The organism is Prochlorococcus sp. MIT 1306, assembly GCF_047304515.1.
GTDB classification, from domain to species: domain Bacteria; phylum Cyanobacteriota; class Cyanobacteriia; order PCC-6307; family Cyanobiaceae; genus Prochlorococcus; species Prochlorococcus marinus_D.
In genome coordinates this window covers 853,759-873,215 of the sequence record NZ_CP138959.1, presented here as the reverse complement: position 1 = coordinate 873,215, position 19,457 = coordinate 853,759, and the positions used below count along the sequence as shown (strand labels likewise).

The 19,457-nt window shown below is 44.0% G+C and carries 7 protein-coding genes and 1 pseudogene; 6 read left to right on the top strand and 2 right to left on the bottom strand.

Annotation, left to right across the window (positions count from 1 at the left end):
- Positions 1-9: 9 nt before the first annotated feature.
- The 4 genes and pseudogenes from SIB74_RS04610 to SIB74_RS04595 form a co-directional block, all read left to right on the top strand.
- Positions 10-705, top strand: a pseudogene (locus tag SIB74_RS04610) (matrixin family metalloprotease); the annotation flags it as partial.
- Positions 706-801: 96 nt separating this feature from the next.
- The gene (locus SIB74_RS04605; protein ID WP_413681803.1) at positions 802-4,689 is read left to right on the top strand and encodes a cadherin domain-containing protein; all 3,888 of its coding nucleotides are present in this window, start codon (positions 802-804) and stop codon (positions 4,687-4,689) included.
- Between the two features lie 157 nt (positions 4,690-4,846).
- Complete coding sequence (locus tag SIB74_RS04600) at positions 4,847-10,471, top strand: SBBP repeat-containing protein (protein ID WP_413681790.1); 5,625 nt, start codon at positions 4,847-4,849, stop codon at positions 10,469-10,471.
- A 300-nt stretch (positions 10,472-10,771) separates the two neighbouring features.
- The gene (locus SIB74_RS04595) at positions 10,772-14,140 is read left to right on the top strand and encodes a hypothetical protein (protein WP_413681789.1); all 3,369 of its coding nucleotides are present in this window, start codon (positions 10,772-10,774) and stop codon (positions 14,138-14,140) included.
- A gap of 225 nt (positions 14,141-14,365) precedes the next feature.
- Here the strand turns inward: SIB74_RS04595 and SIB74_RS04590 are convergent, their stop codons facing one another.
- A complete protein-coding gene (locus SIB74_RS04590) occupies positions 14,366-16,663 on the bottom strand; it encodes a glycosyltransferase (RefSeq protein ID WP_063395144.1) in 2,298 nt (765 codons plus the stop codon).
- 892 nt (positions 16,664-17,555) lie between these two features.
- Between SIB74_RS04590 and SIB74_RS04585 the strand changes: the two genes are divergently transcribed.
- On the top strand, positions 17,556-18,086 hold the full coding sequence (locus tag SIB74_RS04585) for a hypothetical protein (RefSeq protein ID WP_063395145.1): 531 nt from the start codon (positions 17,556-17,558) through the stop codon (positions 18,084-18,086).
- A gap of 516 nt (positions 18,087-18,602) precedes the next feature.
- The gene (locus SIB74_RS04580) at positions 18,603-18,827 is read left to right on the top strand and encodes a hypothetical protein (protein ID WP_063395146.1); all 225 of its coding nucleotides are present in this window, start codon (positions 18,603-18,605) and stop codon (positions 18,825-18,827) included.
- A gap of 61 nt (positions 18,828-18,888) precedes the next feature.
- Here SIB74_RS04580 and SIB74_RS04575 read toward each other — a convergent pair whose 3' ends face one another.
- Positions 18,889-19,329, bottom strand: a complete 441-nt coding sequence (locus SIB74_RS04575) for a pyrimidine dimer DNA glycosylase/endonuclease V (RefSeq protein ID WP_063395147.1) — start codon at positions 19,327-19,329, stop codon at positions 18,889-18,891.
- Positions 19,330-19,457 lie beyond the last annotated feature (128 nt).

Below are 19,457 nucleotides of genomic sequence, written 5' to 3'. Positions count from 1 at the left end.
GTGAATAATATGAATAACATCCTATCTGACGATTTAACAATAAAGGTAGAAAAGAATAATCTCTTAGAGCACAGTCGTCTATGCCAATGCCAAGGCTGCACTGGGAGTGAAGATACAGGGAAGGGGATCACATTTAATTTTGACAGTTTAGAGTCAACAAGCAACAGCAATGATGTAAACAATGACAGATCTAGTCTTTTCATAGACTTTGACTATCAAGGGCTAAGCAGCTCAACCACATGGAGCTCAATAGATGGAACAAATCCATACATTGTTGGCCTTGTTTATGGTACAAAATGGGCGACTGAAGATCCCGACTTAGACACCACAGCTGAATTTAGTTTTCACTTCTTCAGCAATGAAGAAACCCTTGATGGCACATGGGGATACACACCATCAGAAGCAGAGAGAAGTGCAGCCATAAACGCGATGAACTCTTATGAAAATGTAGCAAATATTACATTTACTGAGAGTACTTCCGAGGGCAATATTGAATGGGCGATCTTAGACAACTTGGACTCTGGGAATGGAGTTCTAGGATATGCCTATTTACCTGGTTCTGTATATCCGGAAGGGGACTATTCTGGGCTAACAACAGTTAATTGGGAGGCGTACCCTGAAGGAGAAGAGGCACTACAACCTGGTAGTTATTTTAACCTTACCTTTACACATGAATTAGGGCATGCATTAGGTTTAAAACACCCACATGACAGCGATTTTGGAGTAAACCCTGCATTCCCAGGGGTTACAAGTCCATGGGAAGGAGGGGATAACGGATTAAACGCCTCACCTTGGACAGTAATGACATATAATGACATTAATGCTAATGAATACACTCCGGCATCTCCAGATTTTGAAGGTTATCTAACTGGTCTAGGAGCTTTTGATATTGCAGCAATACAGTATCTATATGGAGCAAATAAAACCAATGCTACAGAAGATAATATATATTCTCTAAGCAATGATTTAGACGGATTCAATTCGATTTGGGATGCGGGTGGAACCGACATAATTGATGGATCTACAGCCAGTGGCTCAGTCACGATAGATCTACGCAATGCAACACTTGAAAATGAAATCGGTGGCGGAGGATTTGTTTCCCAACTTGATGGTGAACTGAAGGGATACACGATTGCCTATAACTCAACTGGTGATGCCGTAATCGAAAATGCAAAAGGGTCTTCTTTTGATGATTACATCGTAGGCAATGAATATAACAACAGCCTTCAGGGAAGTCATGGTAATGACACGATTAATGGCGGAAAAGGTGAAGATGTAATCGATTCTGGCAAAGGCCATGACATGGTTGATGCCGGGGAGGGGGACGATATTATTTATGCCGGACAAGGCAGTAATACAATTACTGGCGGGAAAGGCAACGACACAATATCTGGAGGCGAAGCATCAGATATTGCAGAATACAGTGGAGACATAAAAGATTATGTATTAAGCCTAAATACAAACAACAATGAATTTGAGGTTTCTGATAGCATTTCTAATCGTGATGGCATTGATAACTTATCAAGCATAGAAAGCCTCAAGTTTAATCAGGTTAAGTATGACTTCCCCACAAACATTAACCTTTCATCAGAAAGTTTTGATGAGAACCTGACTGCAGGATCCACAATTGCGACACTAACAGCGACTGACCCTGACTCTGAGAATGGCCATAGCTTCTCTTTCGCATTAGGAAGTGAGAATGGCGATAATTCCTTTTTTAGTATCATCGGTGATCAACTAAATATCAACGGTCCAGCAGACTATGAGACCAAGTCTGATTATTCAATCAGGCTTCAAGCTACAGATAGCGATGGATTGGCAATAGCAAAGTCGTTTACACTTGCTGTCAATAATCTAGACGAAACCCCAACATATTTACTCAATACGACGAGTAATTACCTCAACGAGGGAGAAAGCCTAACAACAAACATCAGCACTACACATGTTGATCTCGGCACGGAACTGTTCTGGGCGCTTCAAGGTGACAACATCACTGCAGATGATTTAGCCAATGGCCAACTCACTGGTTCTAGTTATGTCGGCTCTGATGGCAACTTCTCCTTATCTCATACCTTCGCAGAAGATCTCACAACAGAAGGTCTAGAGAGCCTGATCGTTAAACTCTTCTCTGATCAAGTAGGCAATGAACTGCTTGCTCAATCATCCACTGTTGAAATCAACGATACTTCAACGACTCCTTCTACTTATTCACTAGACACATCAACCAATTATCTCAATGAAGGCGAGACCCTAAGCACAACAGTAATCACCACAGATGTTGATCTCGGCACTGAACTGTTCTGGGCCCTACAAGGTGACAACATCACTGCAGATGATTTAGCCAATGGCCAACTCACTGGTTCTAATTATGTCGGCTCTGATGGCAACTTCTCCTTATCTCATACCTTCGCAGAAGATCTCACTACAGAAGGTCTAGAGAGCCTGATCGTTAAGCTCTTCTCTGATCAAGTAGGCAATGAACTGCTTGCTCAATCATCCACTGTTGAAATCAACGATACTTCAACGACTCCTTCTACTTATTCACTAGACACATCAACCAATTATCTCAATGAAGGCGAGACCCTAAGCACAACAGTAAACACCACAGATGTTGATCTCGGCACTGAACTGTTCTGGGCCCTACAAGGTGACAACATCACTGCAGATGATTTAGCCAATGGCCAACTCACTGGTTCTAATTATGTCGGCTCTGATGGCAACTTCTCCTTATCTCATACCTTCGCAGAAGATCTCACAACAGAAGGTCTAGAGAACCTGATCGTTAAACTCTTCTCTGATCAAGCACGCCAACAACTCCTTGCTAAATCATCCACTGTTGAAATCAACGATACTTCAACATCTCCTCCTACTTACTCGCTAAATACATCAAGCAATTCCCTCAATGAAGGCGAGACCCTAAACACAACAGTAAGCACCACAGATGTTGACCTCGGCACCGAACTGTTCTGGGCTCTAGAAGGAAACAACTTCACACAAGAAGATCTACGCATAGGGGCTTTAACTGGATCTAATCAAGTCGGCGCTGATGGCAACTTCTCCGTCTCTCATACCTTCGCAGAAGATCTCACTACAGAAGGTCTTGAGAGCCTGATCGTCAAGCTCTTCTCTGATCAAGCACGCCAGCAACTCCTTGCTGAATCATCAACTGTTCAAATCAACGACACCTCAACAACATCAGTAGATGGTTCAGGGGCCGTTGCCTTTAACTACAAGCTCTTTAGTGATGAATCCAACGAGGCCCTTGATCAACTAGCTGTCTTAGGCCAAGGCGTTGATGGCACTGATCGCTACAGGCTAGACATCACTGCTCAATCGCTTACCGATCAATACAACCTTGAAAGTGCTGATGTCACTCTCAAGTTCAATCCACTGATCTTCCAAGCCATCAATGCCTCCGATATCCAAATCGGCACTGATCTTCCTCTAGCCAATGCTGTCCACATCGATAACGAAACAGGTGCTGTTCGCATCGCTGCTTCTAGCCTCTCTGATCTAGCGCAAGGCGATGGCATCTCCTCAGAGCGCATCCTTGCGTCTTTAACTCTTGATTTTGATGAGGGCACTCTCAAAACCTTAGGCATCCAAGAAGACGGCAGCCTTGCTGCTAGCCCACTGATCTTTGAAATAGAAGCCAATCAAGATGAAACCGTCTTCTCTCGCTCCTATACAGAAGAAGATGGCAGTGGATTGCTCAATCGTGAGATCAAGAGCCTTAGGGATCTCGGTGGAGACATTCATGTTGATGGCACTGAGGTCAAGCTCTATTCCGCTGGTATCAACATCTATGAGGTCGATGATGGTTTGATTCTTGGTAGTCAGAGGGTCATTGGTTCTGATTCTTCCTACACCAACCTGATTCGCTCTGGTGACACGATCACTGCAACAACCGAATGGCTCAATGTTGGCAATACAGATGCCAACAACATTCAAGTGAAGGCCTACGACAACGCCAATGCTCAACTAAGCGACTATCACTTTGTTGATGACATCAGCAGCGTTAAAAGCGGTAGGTATGTCAAAGGCCAATTTGATCAATCTGATCGTGAATCCTTCCAACTTGTCACTGATATCGAAATCACAGGTGCTGCAGGCAATGTGGTGGATCTCTCCGATGGCATCCTCAGCCTGCAAGCCGATGACTCTGATGTCTTTGTCAATAACAAGGGCTCCAGCAACCTGATCACCTATCAAGGTGACCTCAACTACGACGGCCGGGTCTCAATGAAAGATCTCGCCTACCTCAACGCAGGGGCTGCAAGGCAACAAACCACTTCTGAAAACACAACCGGGCAAGACCAAGACGGCAATGGTGTGGTGGATGCCAGCGTTGCCCACGACGTTGATGCCGATTTCAACGGCAAAATCGATCTCGCCGACCTGTCCATTCTTGATGCCGATTGGGGCAAGTCACTGCATAACGGTGATCAAGACTTCCACGGTTCTGCTGATCTTTCTTGGAGCGAGCTCGATCAGCAAGGCACAACAGGCGATGCAGCCTGGGATAACGACTCCTTTAAAGATCAAAATGCCATCGAATCTTCTCCTGATTACGTTGGTTCCTTGGAATCACCAACATCAACAGGCGTCATCGGTGCTGATGGCAACGACAATGCCAACGATGACGACATGCAAGCTGATGTCTTTCAAGATCCCTTGAGTTTAAGTTGAGGTGAATAATATGAATGACACTAATATAAATCTAGATAACAGCAAAAAGGTTACAAAAGACTGGACAAGATTAATAGATATAAATGAAGGCAGAGGAATATATGAGCCGAAGGTTTATGCGAATAACCCAATAACGGCAAGTGACGGCTCTACATATATGAGCGTAGAAACAGGAAGTGGCTATGGAACAGTTAAGTCTTCTCTGGTGAAATATAATTCTAGCGGAAGCAAAGAGTGGAGCAAAACATTATGGGACATCGACAATACCAAAACTTATGTATACGACATTGAGACTGGCAGTGATGGTTCGGTTTATATTGCCGGAGGAGTAATAGGATTAAAACACTTTGTAGTAAATAATTCAGGAAGTACATCCTACACTTCTCCTGGTAGCGATCTATTCTTAAGAAAGTATAATTCGGATGGAGATCTAAAATGGCAAAGTATTTCGGGCTCTGCGAGAATCATTACCAATGATGATTTCATCCAAGCAATACCAGAATTTAACTGGTCCTCAGCTAACGCCATAAGTGTTGATGAGGAGCATTCTGTCTATATCACTGGACACACAACCCTTGATTTGGGTGGGCAAGACAACAAAGGAGAATGGGATACATATATTAGAAAGTATGACTCGAACGGCAATAGTGAGTGGACAGAAATGTTTGGTACTAGTGGGGATGATTCTGCAAACAGCATAACAACCAGCAGCGATGGTTCAATTTATATCACTGGAGTTACGGATTACTCAAACTACGTTGGCGACACCTTTATAAGCAAATTCAATACCAATGGAGACAATGAGTGGACCCAGCAACTTTACAATGACACAAATCAAATAGAAAATCACATAACCACAGACAGCGAGGGATCCCTCTATGTTGCAGATAGAGGCAATGGCTATAGCACGCCTTCATTGAATAAATATTCTTCTGACGGAAGCAAGGAGTGGACAACAGAAATTGGAGCCAATTCGGATACATTCATCGCAGACATCACAACAGGTAGCAATGACAATATATATATCGCAGGTGAAACATATAGTGATTTAGATGGAAATTTGAATAAAGGGCATAGCGATGTCTTTATTAGTGAGTATAACAATGATGGCAATAGGGGGTGGAGTGATCTCCTGGGGTCAAGTTGGGGGGATTATGCTTTAACAGTTTCCTCCTATAGTGATGGGTCAATCTATCTCACTGGAGATACGTTCGGCGGTGATGATTTCGATGGCCTTGCGACAGATGAATGGTATCAAGTCTTTGTAAGCAAGTTTTCAGTACCGCAGGCGGAGCCAACATACAGTGTAAATACTTCTAATACAGAAATAGATGAAGGTGAGTGGATTACCACAATGGTTAGTACAACAGATCTTCAGGAGAGCACGGAACTGTTCTGGGCTCTTCAAGGAGAAAACATCACTGCAGATGATTTAGTCAATGGCCAACTCACTGGTTCTAATTATGTCGGCTCTGATGGCAACTTCTCCTTCTCTCATACCTTCGCAGAAGATCTCACAACAGAAGGTCTAGAGAGCCTGATCGTTAAACTCTTCTCTGATCAAGCAAATTCACAACTCCTTGCTGAATCATCCACTGTTCAAATCAACGATACTTCAACGACTCCTTCTACTTATTCACTAAACACATCAACCAATTACCTCAATGAAGGCGAGACCCTAAACACAACGGTAAACACCACAGATGTTGATCTCGGCACTGAACTGTTCTGGGCGCTTCAAGGAGAAAACATCACTGCAGATGATTTAGTCAATGGCCAACTCACTGGTTCTAATTATGTCGGCTCTGATGGCAACTTCTCCTTCTCTCATACCTTCGCAGAAGATCTCACAACAGAAGGTCTAGAGAGCCTGATCGTTAAACTCTTCTCTGATCAAGCAAATTCACAACTCCTTGCTGAATCATCCACTGTTCAAATCAACGATACTTCAACGACTCCTTCTACTTATTCACTAAACACATCAACCAATTACCTCAATGAAGGCGAGACCCTAAACACAACGGTAAACACCACAGATGTTGATCTCGGCACTGAACTGTTCTGGGCGCTTCAAGGAGAAAACATCACTGCAGATGATTTAGTCAATGGCCAACTCACTGGCTCTAATTATGTCGGCTCTGATGGCAACTTCTCCTTCTCTCATACCTTCGCAGAAGATCTCACAACAGAAGGTCTAGAGAGCCTGATCGTTAAACTCTTCTCTGATCAAGCAAATTCACAACTCCTTGCTGAATCATCCACTGTTCAAATCAACGATACTTCAACGACTCCTTCTACTTATTCACTAGACACATCAACCAATTACCTCAATGAAGGTGAGACCCTAAACACAACGGTAAACACCACAGATGTTGATCTTGGTACTGAACTGTTCTGGGCTCTTCAAGGAGAAAACATCACTGCAGATGATTTAGTCAATGGCCAACTCACTGGTTCTAATTATGTCGGCTCTGATGGCAACTTCTCCCTATCTCATACCTTCGCAGAAGATCTCACTACAGAAGGTCTAGAGAGCCTGATCGTTAAGCTTTTCTCTGATCAAACAAATTCTCAACTCCTTTCTGAATCATCCACTGTCCAAATCAACGATACATCGAAGACTCCTCCTACTTATTCACTAGACACATCAACCAATTATCTCAATGAAGGCGAGACCCTAAGCACAACAGTAAACACCACAGATGTTGATCTCGGCACGGAACTGTTCTGGGCCCTACAAGGAGAGAACATCACTGCAGATGATTTAGTCAATGGCCAACTCACTGGTTCTAATTATGTCGGCTCTGATGGCAACTTCTCCTTCTCTCATACCTTCGCAGAAGATCTCACAACAGAAGGCCTTGAGAGCCTGATCGTTAAGCTTTTCTCTGATCAAGTAGGCAATGAACTGCTTGCTCAATCATCCACTGTTCAAATCAACGATACATCGAAGACTCCTCCTACTTATTCACTCAACACATCAAGCAACTCCCTCAATGAAGGCGAGGCCCTAAACACAACGGTAAACACCACAGATGTTGATCTCGGCACGGAACTGTTCTGGGCTCTTCAAGGAGAGAACATCGCTGCAGATGATTTAGTCAATGGCCAACTCACTGGTTCTAATTATGTCGGCTCTGATGGCAACTTCTCCTTCTCTCATACCTTCGCAGAAGATCTCACAACAGAAGGCCTTGAGAGCCTGATCGTTAAGCTTTTCTCTGATCAAGTAGGCAATGAACTGCTTGCTCAATCATCCACTGTTCAAATCAACGATACATCGAAGACTCCTCCTACTTATTCACTAGACACATCAACCAATTATCTCAATGAAGGCGAGACCCTAAGCACAACAGTAAACACCACAGATGTTGATCTCGGCACGGAACTGTTCTGGGCTCTTCAAGGAGAGAACATCACTGCAGATGATTTAGTCAATGGCCAACTCACTGGTTCTAATTATGTCGGCTCTGATGGCAACTTCTCCTTCTCTCATACCTTCGCAGAAGATCTCACAACAGAAGGCCTTGAGAGCCTGATCGTTAAGCTTTTCTCTGATCAAGTAGGCAATGAACTGCTTGCTCAATCATCCACTGTTCAAATCAACGATACATCGAAGACTCCTCCTACTTATTCACTCAACACATCAAGCAACTCCCTCAATGAAGGCGAGGCCCTAAACACAACGGTAAACACCACAGATGTTGATCTCGGCACGGAACTGTTCTGGGCTCTTCAAGGAGAGAACATCGCTGCAGATGATTTAGTCAATGGCCAACTCACTGGTTCTAATTATGTCGGCTCTGATGGCAACTTCTCCTTCTCTCATACCTTCGCAGAAGATCTCACAACAGAAGGCCTTGAGAGCCTGATCGTTAAGCTTTTCTCTGATCAAACAAATTCTCAACTCCTTGCTGAATCATCCACTGTTCAAATCAACGATACATCGAAGACTCCTCCTACTTATTCACTCAACACATCAAGCAACTCCCTCAATGAAGGCGACACCCTAAACACAACAGTAAACACTACAAATGTTGATCTCGGCACTGAACTGTTCTGGGCTCTAGAAGGAGACAACTTCACAAAAGCAGATCTAAGAACCGGACAAATCAGTGGTTCCAGTCAGATTGACAACGATGGCAATATTGCTTTATCCCACACCTTCGCAGAAGATCTCACTACAGAAGGCCTTGAGAGCCTGATCGTCAAGCTCTTCTCTGATCAAGCACGCCAACAACTCCTTGCTCAATCTGAGGCTGTTCAAATCAACGACACCTCAACATCATTAGAAGATGGTTCAGGGGCCGTTGCCTTTAACTACAAGCTCTTTAGTGCTGATTCCAACCAGGCTCTTGATCAATTAGCTGTCTTAGGCCAAGGCGTTGATGGCACTGATCGCTACAAACTCGAAATCACGGCTCAATCTCTGCTCGATCAATACAACCTTGAAAGTGCTGATGTCACTCTCAAGTTCAATCCACTGATCTTCCAAGCCATCAATGCCTCCGATATCCAAATCGGCACTGATCTTCCTCTGGCCAATGCTGTCCACATCGATAACGAAACAGGTGCTGTTCGCATCGCTGCTTCTAGCCTCTCTGATCTAGCGCAAGGCGATGGCATCTCCTCAGAGCGTTTACTTGCCTCTTTAACTCTTGATTTTGATGAGGGCACTCTCAAAACCTTAGGCATCCAAGAAGACGGCAGCCTTGCTGCTAGCCCACTGATCTTTGAAATAGAAGCCAATCAAGATGAAACCGTCTTCTCTCGCTCCTATACAGAAGAAGATGGCAGTGGATTGCTCAATCGTGAGATCAAGAGCCTGGCTGATCTCGGTGGAAATATTCATGTTGATGGCACTGAGGTCAAGCTCTATTCCGCTGGTATCAACATCTATGAGGTCGATGATGGTTTGATTCTTGGTAGTCAGAGGGTCATTGGTTCTGATACGGCCTACACCAACCTGATTCGCTCTGGTGACACGATCACTGCAACAACCGAATGGCTCAATGTTGGCAATACAGATGCCAACAACATTCAAGTGACGGCCTACGACAACGCCAATGCTCAACTAAGCGACTATCACTTTGTTGATGACATCAGCAGCGTTAAAAGCGGTAGGTATGTCAAAGGCCAATTTGATCAATCTGATCGTGAATCCTTCCAACTTGTCACTGATATCAAAATCACAGGTGCTGCAGGCAATGTGGTTGATCTCTCCGATGGCATCCTCAGCCTGCAAGCCGATGACTCTGATGTCTTTGTCAATAACAAGGGCTCCAGCAACCTGATCACCTATCAAGGTGACCTCAACTACGACGGCCGGGTCTCAATGAAAGATCTCGCCTACCTCAACGCAGGGGCTGCAAGGCAACAAACCACTTCTGAAAACACAACCGGGCAAGACCAAGACGGCAATGGTGTGGTGGATGCCAGCGTTGCCCACGACGTTGATGCCGATTTCAACGGCAAAATCGATCTGGCTGATCTTGCGGTCCTTGACGCTGACTGGGGCAAGACACTGCATAACGGTGATCAAGACTTCCACGGTTCTGCTGATCTTTCTTGGAGCGAGCTCGATCAGCAAGGCACAACAGGCGATGCAGCCTGGGATAACGACTCCTTTAAAGATCAAAATGCCATCGAATCTTCTCCTGATTACGTTGGTTCCTTGGAATCACCAACATCAACAGGCGTCATCGGTGCTGATGGCAACGACAATGCCAACGATGACGACATGCAAGCTGATGTCTTTCAAGATCCCTTGAGTTTAAGTTGAGGTGAATAATATGAATGACACTAATATAAATCTAGATAACAACAGCGAGGTCTCCAAAGCAAAGACTTGCGTTACCTCATCCTCGAACTGGGCTTTTAAGAGCTTCTACCTAAAAAAGACAAAACCATTGCTCAATCTCAAATCAAGACTGAGTAGAACTGCTCAGATGCCTTGCTAGCAAAAGGTTTCAATGTCTCAAGAGATTGGGTCAAACAACAACATTAAGGCATAATGAAAACAATAGGTCTTTCCTACGGTTGATACAGGCCCATACGCCATCCCCTGGATGAGGAGGTCTTCATGGTCACATCCAATCCAAGTCAAAATGTCCTCAACACTGATAATGAATTATCAGGTAGCGACTGGACAATAGGGCAGTCCGGGACAGGCAGCACCAGTTGGTGGACGGGAGAAGCTGAGACGGCGACGGTCAACAGCTGGGAAGACTACGTAAATACCTTGAGCGACTTACGGCTTGAAGTTGACGTAAGCGGAACGGACTCATTTCCTCGATCGGCCGGCGGGAGCGTGGCCTTCTCCTTTGGCAACGAAACTGGATCCAGTATTCCCCAAGGTCATCAATGGATGAATTGGGATATGTATGAAGACTATAGAGGGGCAAGCGATGAATATCCGCTGCAATTATCGACTAATACTAGTCATGAATTCAATAGGTATCTCGTATCTTTAGTCGGGCAGCTCGAGAGTGGGGGAACCTCCCACTGGTTTGAAGGCGAAAGTGGGCTCGCCTTAGGTGAAAGCGTTTTTATGAATATTGACGCGAGAGAGGCCGGTATTCACCAATTGGGTCTATCAGGTGATATCTATGCAAGAACAAGCGAAGATTTTCCTGGCCAAGAAGCAACTCTTCTAAAAGATAGTCCAGATGTCAGAATTGAATTAACATCAGATTTTTTAGAGAGCCTTACTCACAGATTCACAGACCAAGATCTAAACGGTAGCGACTATCAATTTAACTGGGCGGAGGGTTCAGCTGGTCCACGCGAGGTCAGCCTGGATGTTTTAGTCGACGCATCACTAACTAGAGAAGAAAAGTATAATTATCTTCAAGAAAAGATTGATCTAAATCTAGATATAGATGCCGATATCCTGGGCGTAAATAATGGAAGTATACATTTCAGAGGCCGAAACAGTGATGGTCAAGGCAGCTTCTGGACATATCTGAACGTTGGTGACAACGATAACAATGATTGGGCACCAGGAATATCCGGCGGCATACCCGGCATGAACATAGATGCCGTCAATACAACACCTGATGGAACCAGTATTGAATACGCGATTGGTAAATGGACAGCCAATGACTTGGTCGCGCTTGCAGGTCGTTACTTCGATGACTATGGAGAAAACGAAAGTTTCGAAACAACCATCAATTTCCAGGCTGATTCCACATATCTGAATACAATTTTTGCTGGCTATTTCAACCAGAATTCTAATAGTGGAATAAATGAGCTTTCGCCAAGCTTTAAGTTGGTTGGCTCATTAGATGCCTACGAACTTGCCGCAGGAGGAGGAAAAAGTGAATTAAGCTTTGATTTCACGTCACCTGGTGACACTATTTTTGATTTTGGATTAGACGCAACAGTAGATGTATTCGATTTGCTTAACAAGAAAGCTTTTACAGAGCAACTAGATATTGACCTTGGAGCCATCATTGGCGGCTACACAGACACAGAACATGGCAATTCGAATCTTGTTGTTAATTATAATTTGACTATTGACGGAGCTGATAATTACAACAGGCATGCTCGCATGAACGCCAACAAGGGTAATTATTACGGCGACGACTACGAAAACGCTTACTTCGACAGACATGCATTAATTGAAACACGAAATCAAAACGAGGAGCTCATTGGCACAGATACTCTTGTCAGCGCTCAGGTAACAAGCATTACTACTAATATCAACTATCGAGAGAATGGTATTGAAGCCCATGCGAATTGGCATTTAAACCAAGCGACTGGCGATTGGGAGACTTCATACAGCCATGGCAATGCTTGGGGAGATGTTGATCTAGACACTATTCTCAATCAGATCGTAGATACAAATAAACTAAACTTTAAGATTGAGAATCTATTCACTGATGACTTACCTGATGTATCAATATCTTCTGTTAGAGCAAACTTAAATGGTTTTGAAGATGCAGCAGCAGCCTTCACCTACCAGCTATTTGAGGCTAATTCCAATACTGCCCTTGATCAACTTGGTGTTTTAGGCCAAACCGTAGGCAATCAACGCTTCGGCGGTATTGATTACAGCAAGCGTTATGAACTTCAGATCACTGGCGAAACTCTCGCTGATGATTACATCCTAGAAGGTGCTGACATCACCATTGCCTTTGATCCAGTTATCTTCAAAAATATTAAAGCTGAAGACATTCAAATTGGCAAAAACTTCAATGTTGCTAATGCCGTTGAAATTGATAACGAAGCTGGAACCATCCGAATTGCAGCTGCAAGCCTTGGTGATCTTGGAGAAGGTTCTCCCATTACCAATGAAACCGTTCTCGCTTCGATTGCTCTCGACTTCGATGAGCAGAGCCTTGCGAATCCAGCTCCTGGTGAAAGTGAATACAACAATGCCGATGGAAGTCTATTTGTAAGTCCTCTCACATTTAATATCACAGCCAACCAGGAAGAAACCGTCTTCTCACGTAAGTTCAACGATGGAACTGGTTTCACCAATAGAGAAATCAGCAGCCTTAGTGATCTCGGTGGAGCAATTGCCGTTGAGGGGCAAGACGTCACCCTCTATCAAGCATTGATCAATATTGAGGAGCAAGGTGATGGCCTCATCATTGGTACTGATCGTGTGATTGGTAGTGATGCAACGTTCACCAATCTCATCCGCTCTGGTGACACCGTTTCGGCAACATCAGAATGGCTCAATGTCGGCAATACCGATAGCAATAACCTCGTAGTCTCTGCCTACGGCAATGCCAATGCCGAACTTGTCGGCCATAGCTTTGTCGATGGCAAGACTTCACTCACTAGTGGCAACTTTAAAAATGGTGTGTTTGTTGAAGATGATCGCGAATCAACCAAGCTTGTTGCTGATATCAAAGTAACTGGTGATGCTGGCAAGGTCGTTGATCTTGCTGATGGCATTCTCAGCATCACGGCCGATGACTCTGATGTCTTTATCAATGAAAAAGGCTCCAGCAACCTGATCACCTATCAAGGTGACCTCAACTACGACGGCCGGGTCTCAATGAAAGACCTCGCTTACCTCAACGCTGGTGCAGCAAGGCAACAGCACACGGTTGTACCAGGAGGGCAAGGACCAGACGACACGATGATTGATGCTGCCAGCGTTGCCCACGACGTTGATGCCGACTTCAACGGCAAGATCGATCTAGCTGATCTATCGGTCCTTGACGCTGACTGGGGTAAATCACTGCACGACGGCGATCAAAACTTTGTTGGATCCGGTGATGTCTCTTGGAACGAGCTTGATAGCCAAGGCACAACAGGTGATGCAGCCTGGGATAACGACTCCTTTAAAAATCAAAATGCCATCGAGGCCTCCAGCGACTACGTCAGCTCCCTTGAAGCTCCTGGTACTTCAGGGGTGATCGGCGCTGATGGCAACGAAAATGCCAACGATGACGACATGCAAGCTGATGTCTTTCAAGACCCGTTGACTTTGTGAGTCAAAAAAAACTAAGAACCAAGAATTGTATTGCGTTCAATTTAGCTTTAGGTGACTTAAAATAGTTAGCTTAAAATCTATGGTGACAAATCACTGGGGGAATTCATTCAGGCGATTTACGCCTAAGCAGCATTAGATTACTGGCTGAAGATAGACATAAAAAAAGACACCACAACCCCCTTCAAGAACACATAAAACTGATCTGGCATTATTCAATTACTCACCTTAATCACCTATCAGTGATTGTATTGGAAGATTATGTTTTTTCCTAAGATATTCTATAGTCTTGTTGTGAGATTCATGATCAGCCAAATGACGCTGCAACATTGAAACTTCTCTTACACGATACTCAAATGCTGGCACTGGAACATAGCAACTTTTCATTCCTCTTCTTAAACCTGAAAGCCAAAGATCCCAGTCTTCAAGAGCCTTAAGGCGTTCATCATAACCTCCACAACTAGCCCACAGGCTACGACGTATAATTGCGCATGCATCTACAGTGTTTACCTTTACCAATTGATCGGATTTTAATGCACCTGGTCGAAAACGCTGATGATGTGCACCAAAATCAATTCTATCACCAAAAAGCAAATCAATCTCTGCGTTCTTGAGCATATACTGTAGCCCATCATTTAAATATAAAGATAACAGACGATTGTCATCATCTAAGGGCAAGATTAGCTCTGCTTTAGATGCTCGGATTCCAGAGTTACGTGCTGCTGCAAGTCCTGAATTTTTCTTTTTTAGCACTTGGAATCCAGCCGAACTTAATTGTTCAAGAAGATGTATTGAATGGGGCAATTTTGATCCATCATCTACTATGATGATCTCGATTTGGGTATCTACATTTCTATGCCTTTCTACGCTAGCAATGGCTTCGACTAGATAGTGACAGGGGTTAAAAGTTGGAATTACTATGCTTAAAACAGGCTGGCTAGGTGCTTTACATTTCAACAAAGGCATATCATTTTTATCCTTAGAGGCTTGAATGTTCCCCATATCTGCTATGTCCTGCAGTTGCAGCCATACATGCATAATATCTGGATAAAGTAATTGATATAACGTTTCTATTGGATCAGGTAGGTTTATTTTCTGCAAGCGATCAGAGCGAATTAATGCTTTAAGGTCTATCTTGATTTCACTCTCATCTATTATCCATCCCCAACGATCATGAAGAATCGAAGTCAATTGTTCTGGATTTGCAGCAAGTGCATCAGCAGATACAACAATACTTCGTTCTGGCTCTGCCTCTAAATAAGCAATTAATCTTTCATTATATAGCTTCCATAGTAAATGAATTATCTCTGGATCTTTTCGAAACTTTGGGTGACGAAGTCTTTGTAGAGCATCGCTGATATCCCATGGTGTTCGATAGATGCCAATTAACTTTAGCTCCGGAGAAAGTTGACGCCAAAATGGCAATAGCAAGGTAGTTCTTGGATCCTTCCAACCCCAGCGACTATCAGAAAAGCATAATTGGCGCTTCTTTAATAATTGATCGGCTTGGCTTTTCCATCGTGATTTACCAAGGCTACTAATAGATTGAATTGGGTTCCAACCCCAATCACGCCATCCTTTTGAATTATTATCTAATGAGGAGGCAAACCAATTTCTTTGTAATTCTAAAAAAGCAGTATCCTCATAGTAACCATCAGGATTGTCATCATCCTCAGAGAGTAAATGCGTTCCAAATGATACTCCAAGCCTACTCAACATTCTAGCCAGTAATGAAGTGGCGCTACGATGCATTCCAACTACAACAATTGGTGAGTTTATTTTTTTTGTTAGGGTGATGGTCTCTGTTCTTAATGAGTGAATTAACTCATGACTTGAATCCATTCCTCTACGAGTCAATGCTTCTCGTACAGACTTAACAGCCTCTTGATGAGTAGCATGCCTTTTTCGTTGTGATTCACTATTAGTATGGACACGATATCCGTAAAGTGGTTCCGCTAAATGTTGAGGTTTGCCAAGCTCAGCTAGTCTTAAACTGAGGTCATAATCGCCAGCAAAATAATAGTTACTATTATATCCACCTACTTTTAAATATGCCGATCTTCTAATCATTCTCATATGGAAAGAAATAAATTGCACAAGATCTGCATTTTTCTGCCATGTTCTTAATGCACGCTTATCTAAGCCTAGTTCCATTCCTTGATCATTAATCAACATGCATTGGCTATAAAGGAACGGACTTTTTTTATGTCGGTCAAGATGTTGAACTGCCTTTAGCAGTGCACTTGGGTGAAGGATATCATCGGCATCAAGTTGAACCAGGTATTTTGCTTTGGATTCACTAAAAATCAATCGGTAACTACCGAAAGTACCATTGCATTCATTGCCAGGCAAAACACGTAATCGAGGATCTCGACTCTCCAACTCTTGAAGCAATTCAAGATTGCTTCTTGATATTGCCTTGGGACCATCTGGGCGAATTAGCAGCTGCCAATTACTATATGTCTGGTTTCTAACAGAATCCACTGCGGCCTTAATCCATTCCAAGGGCTGACCGTAAATCGACATCCCTAGACAGACTTTGCTCTCATTGCTTGAATTAACAAACCCTGCCCCTGATTTCATCTTAAGAAAATAATAAGCGAATGACCATAAAGCCTGTTGTACATTCTAATCGTATCGCTGGCTGAACAGGCAAGGAATTTCAGCTCCTTTCAAGGAAGTAAGAAATAGATCCTTCAAGCACTCTATTGACAATAAGCTTGCTATAAGCCGAGACACTAATCAGTGCTAATACTTATGATTACCTTGGATTGCAGAGCTAAGCATAAATAATTCCACTCTGTAAAAAGCTTCCTCAACTTAGCAGGAATCTCTTAATCCCTATTAAAAAGGAACTTCTCTAACACCTGCGCAGACGGGGAGGTGGCCTGCATGAACCAAACTTAAGAGAAACACCCATATATTTTATGTCTCTCATAGCAAGGGGTTTAGGCATTGTTCTTATGACTCATAACCCGAAGGTCGGGAGTTCAAATCTCCCCCCCGCCAAGAAATAAAAACCCTCTCAAAGGTTTTTTAATGTCTAGGGCCTTTCTCAAGGGAATCTAACGAGATAAATTTCTCGCCTAAGATTGGTAACAAAGAGAGAGAAAAATCCCGGTATGGAGGTTTTGGATAAGCGGTAATGGTGACTTGAACGACTGATCTATGGCATCCTGAGCCAGAATAAGATGAGTTCTTCACATCTCTAAGTACAGACCATATATTTTTCCTAACCACTTAAGTAAGGAGATTTTTGTGGAGGAATTTCAAATTGATTGCAGCCCTAGGTAACACAAACAACCTACTCCTTTGCCAGCTTAGGCGTATATAAATAAGATTCTTGATCTATTGATCGATACTGATTACTCTGGCACCAAAATAGGAGGCATGATTAATGAAATACGTTGAACGGTGAATGACGGTCCAACGCTGCACCTCCTACTCAGCATCACTGCTGCTGATGGCCGCACTGATGCCCTGGCCGGGTGCTGCGCAGATCGCCAATACCCCGCGTCCAGATGCCAGCGGTAATTTCGTCAGCTCCCATTTGCAGGGCACCCGTCAGAGATATCACCAGTTGCTCTGGCTGGTAGTCACCCATGATCCTGACGGTCTCAACTGCCGTTTGGCAGCTGATGACGAAGATGCTCCGGTGAGCCTCGACTACGGAACCATTCTCGAGTCTTTTGTCACGGATCCAGCCGGTGATGCGATCGTGATTCACAGCGGTAAGCCCTGGTTGAATACAACGGTGACGGACAGTCACATGGGTCGTCGTCAGATGGCATCGCCGATCACGGTGCACGACAGACGGCCACCTTCAATGCGCAGCAAGCCGTTCACCTGCATGGTGCGGGCCAATTCGGCTTTCATTGCGCCAATCAACATGAGTTCCTTCCTCGAACAGCAAGAGCGAGGTATTTCCTTCATCGCTGTGCCGCGATAAGAGCGTTCCTCCACGTATTGCTTCAATAAAAAGCGTTCCGCCAATGAACGACAACGACACCCACGCACTACCAAACGGAAGCAGTTGTACAGAACCAGTCAGGTGAGTGAGTTAAAAACATAAGTCAGTAACTCACTGGGATCTGGGCCAATACATTCGGCCTCATAACCAGAAGGTCGGGAGTTCAAATCTCCCCCCCGCCACCAAATAAAAGCCCCTCGCTGAGGGGTTTTTTAATGTCCTGGACTAGGAAGTTCTAAAACTGACATGATTCAGGAAACTGTCGCTAATCGCACAGGATGACCCCTAGTGATCTTGGTAGGTCTGGTGGTTGCAAAATCAAGACCAAGCAATCCCCGGTACACTTAAGCAAGGACAGAGATCCATAAAAAGGTTCACTTACGACAACCTTTATGAGGGACTCCAGACATTTGCCACGAGCAACATCATTTCGTGATCGTTGTCACAACATCGGCCAAAAAAGTTTGGCTGAATAGGGTCAACCAAAGGAGAGTTATGAGCGTTGAGATGGGATCGGCGACCTGCCTGCATCTGATCGAATCCAAGAGCCACATCGAAGCGGCAATGGTTGGTGTTGCTCACCTAGAAGACGCTGAGTCTCTAAGGCATCAATTGCGTTGCATCCATCGCCAGCTGGAAGGCATGCACGAGATGGAAAGAATCCACTCTGCCACTAGGCGGCCCGTGGTTGAGGTACTTAAGCCCAGACCCATCCGCTGACACCACACAGCTCCCAGCATCGAGATCCGCGAATCAGCACCTGACTTCTACAGCAAAAAAACTAGTCAGTCGTCTTCCCTGCTGAATCACCATCTTGTTTTTTTGTCCAACGATACCAATTCGGCTTTTGATTGATTTTTTCTTTGATTCTTTTTCTTATTAGCGCAATGTCTTTTGCATTAGGCTCCCAGTCTTTATAAAATTCACTTGGCCACTGTTCTTTTTTGAATTGACGTTCTGGATCTGGACGCATGCCTCTGCTTTTCATTTCATTTATGAGATCTAAATATCTTTCATGTAAATACTTACCTTTGTTATAGAAGAACTTAACGTGTCCAACATTTAAAGTAAATTCTTTGGGTAGCTGTTCTTTGGTTCTCTGCCAGTTCTTCGACTTGATTGAGCGTTGGAGTGCTGAGCCAACCATAAAAATTTCTCTATATTCCGCTACTAAATGTTGATCAGATAATTCTCTTGGCCTGACCAAGTTGATTCTTGTCATGCAAAAGATCTTATATGTAAAAGGTGTCAGTTATTCGAGCTCTCTAAAACTTTTGCCTTAGAAGCATCGTTGCTTGTCTTGCTGGTTCTGTCTGGGGACTCAGACGTCTTCTCTGTTGAAGCACCGTC

What these genes read in the sequence shown, in the direction of transcription:
- SIB74_RS04605 (WP_413681803.1), top strand. Translation starts at nt 802, where the DNA reads ATGACATATAATGACATTAATGCTAATGAATACACTCCGGCATCTCCA.
- SIB74_RS04600 (WP_413681790.1), top strand. Translation starts at nt 4,847, where the DNA reads ATGAGCGTAGAAACAGGAAGTGGCTATGGAACAGTTAAGTCTTCTCTG.
- SIB74_RS04595 (WP_413681789.1), top strand. Translation starts at nt 10,772, where the DNA reads ATGGTCACATCCAATCCAAGTCAAAATGTCCTCAACACTGATAATGAA.
- SIB74_RS04590 (WP_063395144.1), bottom strand. Translation starts at nt 16,663, where the DNA reads ATGTCGATTTACGGTCAGCCCTTGGAATGGATTAAGGCCGCAGTGGAT.
- SIB74_RS04585 (WP_063395145.1), top strand. Translation starts at nt 17,556, where the DNA reads ATGACGGTCCAACGCTGCACCTCCTACTCAGCATCACTGCTGCTGATG.
- SIB74_RS04580 (WP_063395146.1), top strand. Translation starts at nt 18,603, where the DNA reads ATGAGCGTTGAGATGGGATCGGCGACCTGCCTGCATCTGATCGAATCC.
- SIB74_RS04575 (WP_063395147.1), bottom strand. Translation starts at nt 19,329, where the DNA reads ATGACAAGAATCAACTTGGTCAGGCCAAGAGAATTATCTGATCAACAT.